Source organism: Mycobacterium sp. 1245852.3 (genome assembly GCF_001669335.1).
GTDB lineage: Bacteria > Actinomycetota > Actinomycetes > Mycobacteriales > Mycobacteriaceae > Mycobacterium > Mycobacterium europaeum_A.
Genome location: NZ_LZLL01000060.1, coordinates 1 through 5,362, shown reverse-complemented (window position 1 = coordinate 5,362; position 5,362 = coordinate 1). Strand labels below are relative to the sequence as shown.

Annotated in this window: 6 protein-coding genes and 1 pseudogene; 3 read left to right on the top strand and 4 right to left on the bottom strand. The window is 70.9% G+C overall.

Features of this window, described 5'->3' with window-relative positions; translation table 11 throughout:
• A partial coding sequence (locus tag A9W96_RS02715) for an SDR family NAD(P)-dependent oxidoreductase (RefSeq protein WP_067137806.1) occupies positions 1-1,029 on the bottom strand: 1,029 nt, incomplete at its 3' end.
• Positions 1,030-1,313: 284 nt separating this feature from the next.
• Between A9W96_RS02715 and A9W96_RS02710 the strand changes: the two genes are divergently transcribed.
• On the top strand, positions 1,314-1,724 hold the full coding sequence (locus A9W96_RS02710) for a group 1 truncated hemoglobin (RefSeq protein ID WP_066881475.1): 411 nt from the start codon (positions 1,314-1,316) through the stop codon (positions 1,722-1,724).
• Positions 1,725-1,821: 97 nt separating this feature from the next.
• A complete protein-coding gene (locus A9W96_RS02705) occupies positions 1,822-2,580 on the top strand; it encodes a class I SAM-dependent methyltransferase (protein ID WP_066871276.1) in 759 nt (252 codons plus the stop codon).
• Position 2,581: 1 nt separating this feature from the next.
• Here A9W96_RS02705 and A9W96_RS02700 read toward each other — a convergent pair whose 3' ends face one another.
• Positions 2,582-3,508 (bottom strand): RluA family pseudouridine synthase, encoded by a 927-nt coding sequence (locus tag A9W96_RS02700; protein ID WP_082972013.1) that lies wholly within the window; start codon positions 3,506-3,508, stop codon positions 2,582-2,584.
• On the bottom strand, positions 3,501-4,151 hold the full coding sequence (lspA, locus tag A9W96_RS02695; protein WP_082972012.1) for a signal peptidase II: 651 nt from the start codon (positions 4,149-4,151) through the stop codon (positions 3,501-3,503). The genes A9W96_RS02700 and lspA overlap by 8 nt, the downstream gene beginning before the upstream one ends.
• 73 nt (positions 4,152-4,224) lie before the next feature.
• Here lspA and A9W96_RS02690 point away from each other — a divergent pair, with 73 nt between their 5' ends.
• Positions 4,225-5,163 (top strand): asparaginase, encoded by a 939-nt coding sequence (locus A9W96_RS02690; protein ID WP_067137799.1) that lies wholly within the window; start codon positions 4,225-4,227, stop codon positions 5,161-5,163.
• Here the strand turns inward: A9W96_RS02690 and A9W96_RS02685 are convergent.
• Positions 5,128-5,362 (bottom strand): annotated as a pseudogene (locus tag A9W96_RS02685) (DNA polymerase IV); the annotation flags it as partial. The gene A9W96_RS02690 and the pseudogene A9W96_RS02685 overlap by 36 nt on opposite strands.

Genomic DNA, 5,362 nt, shown 5'->3' with positions numbered 1-5,362 from the left:
CCCGCGGGTCGCCCGCACGAAGTTCTCGCTGCGCTTATCGAATTCCGTTGCGTCGCTCGATGATTCATCTCCCTTGGCGGCGCTGGAGTCGCTGAACATGGCGAACGCCCGGTTGCGCACCAGGTCCATCACCGCCGGGTTGAGCGCATCGGCGACGGCCGCGAACTGCCCGAACGGTGAGCTGGCCCGGCGCGGCCGGTGCACGATCGCGTCGGCGATCACCCCGGCCGCCTGCTCGGGTGTGAGCGCCGGGAACTTGTCGTAGAGCGTGGTGGGGCTGATCATCGGCGTGCGCACCAGCGCCATGTGCACGGTGGTGAACCGGACGTCGTCGTTCACCGTTTCGGCCTGCAGCGCGTCGCACAGACTGTCCAGCGCGGCCTTGCTGGCGATGTAGGCGCCGAAGCGCGGCGCGCGGGTCTGCACGCCGACCGAGGAGACGTTGATGACGTGCCCGTATCCCCGCTCGCGCATGCCGGGGATGAACTTGAGGATCAGCTGGACGGCGCCGAGGTAGTTCAGCTGCATGGTCCGCTGATAGTCGTGGATCCGGTCGTAGGACAGCTCGAGTGAGCGCCGGATCGAGCGGCCCGCGTTGTTGATCAGGATGTCGACACCGCCCAGGTCCTCGAGCACCTGATCGGCCATGGCGGCGATGGCGTCCATGTCGGACAGGTCGCACGGGTAGACGTGGGCGGTGCCGCCGTTGTCGCGAATCTCGTCGGCGACCTTCTCGAGGTTCTCCCGGGTACGCGCCACCAGCGCCACCGTGCCACCGGCCTCCGCGATCTTCTTCGCGGCGGCCTCGCCGATGCCGGAGGATCCCCCGGTGATCAGCGCGGTCTTGCCCGCGACGGCGTCCTCGAGGGTGCGCCCCTGGACCGCGTCGAGCAGGTTGCGCAGATAGAACGGCCGATACCGGCCGGCGGAGTTCGGGGTGTTCACGATGTGCGAGACCGCCGCGAGCGGCTTTTCCACCAGGTTTCCGAGCGAGTTCTCCACCAAGTTCGTTAAGTCACCAAGGTTCATCGGCATTCGCTCCTGATGATGTGAGCCCCCCGACCGCAACTGGCCTGCCCGATGGCCACGACCGTATTGCGGGGCTGCGCGAGTGATGTGATGTGCATCATGAAGCCAACCTAGGACATGTTCGCCTCACCTTGACGCGGATTGCGGTCATGGGTCCCGGCTCCCACTCTCACGGTTCGCCGAGAGCGTCCGCCAGCGGCGGGCAATCCCGCTGTTACACAAGGCAATCCGGGCGTGATCGCGCATAAACCGACGGGCAACGCCGAGATGTTCCAATCGTGCTTATGAAAATTCTGGCGCGCTTCCGCAAGTCCGCACCGGCATCCATCTACGACCGGATCGGTGGGCACGAGGCGATCGAAGTCGTGGTCGAGGACTTCTACGTCCGGGTGCTTGCCGACGATCAGCTGTCCGGCTTTTTCACCGGCACGAACATGAACCGCCTCAAGGGCAAGCAGACGGAGTTCTTCGCCGCGGCCCTGGGCGGCCCGGAGCCCTACACCGGCGCGCCGATGAAGCAGGTGCACCAGGGCCGCGGGATCACCATGCACCACTTCAGTTTGGTGGCCGGGCATTTGGCCGACGCGCTGGCCGCCGCCGGGGTGCCGTCCGAGACGGTCACCGAGATACTCGGCGCGATCGCACCGCTGGCGCCCGAGATCGCCACGGGTGACGCCGGCAAGGTCACGGTCTGACCGCTCCCCCGGATCGCGGCCGGCGCCCACCACGGCCATCGCCGCCATCGGGGCGATCTCGGCTTGCCGGCGAGCAGCAGTGCCTAGCATGCGTGGCATGCGGCGCACATTTGACGAACTGATCGCGGAGGCCGACGCCGCCCCGCTGGACGGCTGGGATTTCTCGTGGCTGGACGGCCGGGCCACCGAGGAGCGCCCGTCGTGGGGCTACCAGCGGCTGTTGCGGGAGCGGTTGGCCGCGGTGTCGGCCGCGCTCGACATTCACACCGGAGGCGGTGAAGTGCTGTCCGGCGCGGCGCCGTTCCCGCCCACGATGGCGGCCATCGAGACGTGGCCCCCGAACGCGGCGCTGGCCACCCGGCGCCTGCATCCGCTCGGTGTGGTGGTGGTCGCCACCCGGGACGAACCGCCGCTGCCATTCGGCGACGAGGCGTTCGACCTGGTGACCACCCGCCACCCGATCTCCGTCTGGTGGTCGGAGATACGGCGCGTGCTGCGCCCCGGCGGCACCTACTTCGCGCAGCACATCGGTCCGGCCACCATGGGCGAGCTGGTCGAGTACTTCATCGGGCCGCAGCCGGAGAAATGGGCCGAGTTTCACCCGGACGCGGTGAGCGCGCAGGCCGAGGCGGCCGGGCTGCAGATCGTCGATATCCGCATGGAGCGGATGCGCGCCGAGTTCTTCGACATCGGCGCCGTCGTGTACTTCCTGCGCAAGGTGATCTGGACGGTGCCCGACTTCACCGTGCAGCGGTACCGGGACCGGCTGGCCGAACTGCACGAGCGCATCGAATCCGACGGGCCGTTCGTCGGCCACTCCGTGCGCCTGCTCGTCGAGGCCCGCAAGCCGGCGTGAGTCAGCCCTCGTCGCGCAACACGTCCAGCGCGTGTTGCAGGTCGGGCGGGTAGGGGCTGACGATCTCCATCCGCCTGCCGTCGGTCGGATGGGCGAACGACAGCGACCGAGCATGTAGCCATTGCCGTTCCAGCCCAAGCTTTTTCGCGAGCTTGGGGTCGGCGCCGTAGACCAGGTCGCCGCAACACGGGTGATGCAGCGCGGAGAAATGCACCCGGATCTGGTGCGTGCGGCCGGTCTCCAGGTGCACGTCGAGCAGGCTGGCGGCGACGAACGCCTCCACGGTGTCGTAGTGGGTGAGGCTGTGCCGGCCGTCCTTGGTGACCGCGAACTTCCATTCGCCGCCGCGGTGTCGCCCGATCGGCGCGTCGATGGTCCCGCTGGACGGGTCCGGATGTCCTTGCACCAGCGCGTGATAGCGCTTGTCGACGGTGCGCTGTTTGAACGCCCGCTTGAGCAAGGTGTAGGCGCGCTCGGACAGCGCCACGACCATCACCCCGGACGTTCCGACGTCGAGGCGGTGCACGATGCCCTGCCGCTCGGGCACCCCCGAGGTGGTGATCCGGTAGCCGGCGGCGGCCAGGCCACCGAGCACCGTGGGCCCGGTCCAGCCCACCGAGGCGTGCGCGGCCACCGCCGCCGGTTTGTCGACCGCGACGATGTCGTCGTCGGAGTACAGGATCGTCATGCCCTCGACGTCGACCGGCGTGTTCTGCAGGGGCGCGGGCGCTTCGGGCAGGCGCACCTGCAGCCAGGCGCCGCCGGTCAGCCGGTCGGACTTGCCGGCCGGCACGCCGTCGAGCTCGACGCCGCCGTCCTCGGCGATCGCGGCCGCCGCGCTGCGCGAGAGCCCCAGCAGCCGGGCCAGACCGGCGTCGACGCGCATGCCCGCCAGTCCCTCCGGGACGGGCATCGAGCGGTCACTCACCCGCGCCGTCTCCGGCGTCGTCCTCGTCCTTGCGCCGGTCGGCGGCGGTGCGCCGGCCGACCGAGTCGAAATCGAACCCGAAGATCGACAACACCACCAGCAGGATGGCGCCGCCGACCACCGAGGGGTCGGCGACGTTGAACACCGGCCACCAGCCGATCGACAGGAAGTCCACGACGTGCCCGCGCAGCGGGCCGGGGGCGCGGAAGAAACGATCGACCAGGTTGCCCATCGCGCCGCCGAGGATCATGCCCAGGCCCACCGCCCACCACGGGGACACCAGGCGACGCCCCATCCAGAAGATGCCGACCACGACCCCGGTCGCGATCAGCGTCAGCACCCACGTGTAGCCCGTCGCCATCGAGAACGCCGCCCCGGAGTTGCGGACCAGCGTCCAGGTCACCGTGTCGCCGATGATCGGCACCGGCTGGCCGGGCGGCAGCAGTTTGACCGCGAGCACCTTGGTGACGACGTCGAGGGCCAGCACGATGGCCGCGATCGACAGCAGCAGCCGCAGCCGCCGCGGCGCGGCTTCGGGCGGCGCGACGGCGTCGGGCTCCGCGTCCCGCTGGGCCGGGGCGGCCTCACCAGCCTGTTCGGCTGAGGTCACCGGCTCAGTCGAGTTTGTCGGTTCTTCAGGCACTTCCCCATCATCCCCTACCGCCCCACGCAGGCTAGCCAGGTTCGCCCGGCGGTGATGCGCAATGATGCCAAGCATGGCCCGCCTCACCGTGATCGCCACCGGGGGCACGATATCGACCGGCACCGGCGCCGACGGGGTGCACCGACCCGCCTACAGCGGGGCGGATCTGACGGCGCCCTTCTCCGCGGAGCACGACGTCGACGTGGTTGACCTGTTGGCGGTCGACAGCTCGGAGCTGACCCTGGCCGACTGGGACCGGATCCGTGACGCGGTGACGGCCGCGGTCGACCGCGGCGCGGACGGGGTGGTGGTCCTGCACGGCACCGACACCATGGAGGAAAGCGCGCTGTGGCTCGACCTGACGTATGCGGGCCAGGCCCCGGTGGTGCTGACCGGCGCCATGCGCAGCGCCGACGCGCCGGACGCGGACGGCCCGGGCAACGTGCGCGACGCGTTGGCGGTGGCGGCCAGCCCGGCCGCCCGGGGCCTGGGCGTGCTGCTGTGCTTCGCCGGGCGGGTGCTGCAACCGCTGGGCATGAGCAAGGTGGCCACCGACGACCTGAGCGGCTTCACCGGTCAGCTGCTCGGCACCGTCGCCGGTGACGTGCGGCTGTCCGGACCCAAGACCCGCCCGTACGTCGGCGAGCCGCGGGCCGGCAGCGCACCGCGTGTCGACATCGTCGCGGCGTATCTGGGCAGCGACGCCGTGGCGCTCGATGCGTGCGTGGCCGCCGGGGCGCGGGCCGTGGTGCTCGAGGCGCTGGGGTCGGGCAACGCCGGGCCGGCGGTGGTCGACGCGGTGCGCCGGCACTGCGGCGACGGCGTGGTGGTCGCGGTGTCCACCCGCGTGCCCGGCGGTCGGGTCGGGGCCAGCTACGGCCCTGGCCATGACATGGCCGCCGCCGGGGCGGTGCTGGTGCCGCGGCTGCGGCCGCCCCAGGCGCGGGTGCTGCTGATCGCCGCGTTGGCCGCGCAGCTACCCGCGGCCGACGTCATCGCCCGGTGGGGCTGACACCGCCCGGACTTCGGCGGCCTGCAGGCCCCCGACGTAATCGGGCCAATCCAGGGAATCGACCGGGTTCGCGCGCACCAGGTCCCCGCCGTCGGCGGGGAACGTGCGGGCCGGGCCGGGTCCGGAGGTGCGGGTTTCGAACCGCGCGGTGACCACGCCGTGACCGGCGCCCTGCACCCAGCCGTGCCCGAGGTCGCGG

Coding starts and splice junctions, on each gene's coding strand:
- A9W96_RS02710 (WP_066881475.1), top strand. CDS start 1,314: ATGAAAATTCTGGCGCGCTTCCGCAAGTCCGCACCGGCATCCATCTAC.
- A9W96_RS02705 (WP_066871276.1), top strand. CDS start 1,822: ATGCGGCGCACATTTGACGAACTGATCGCGGAGGCCGACGCCGCCCCG.
- A9W96_RS02690 (WP_067137799.1), top strand. CDS start 4,225: ATGGCCCGCCTCACCGTGATCGCCACCGGGGGCACGATATCGACCGGC.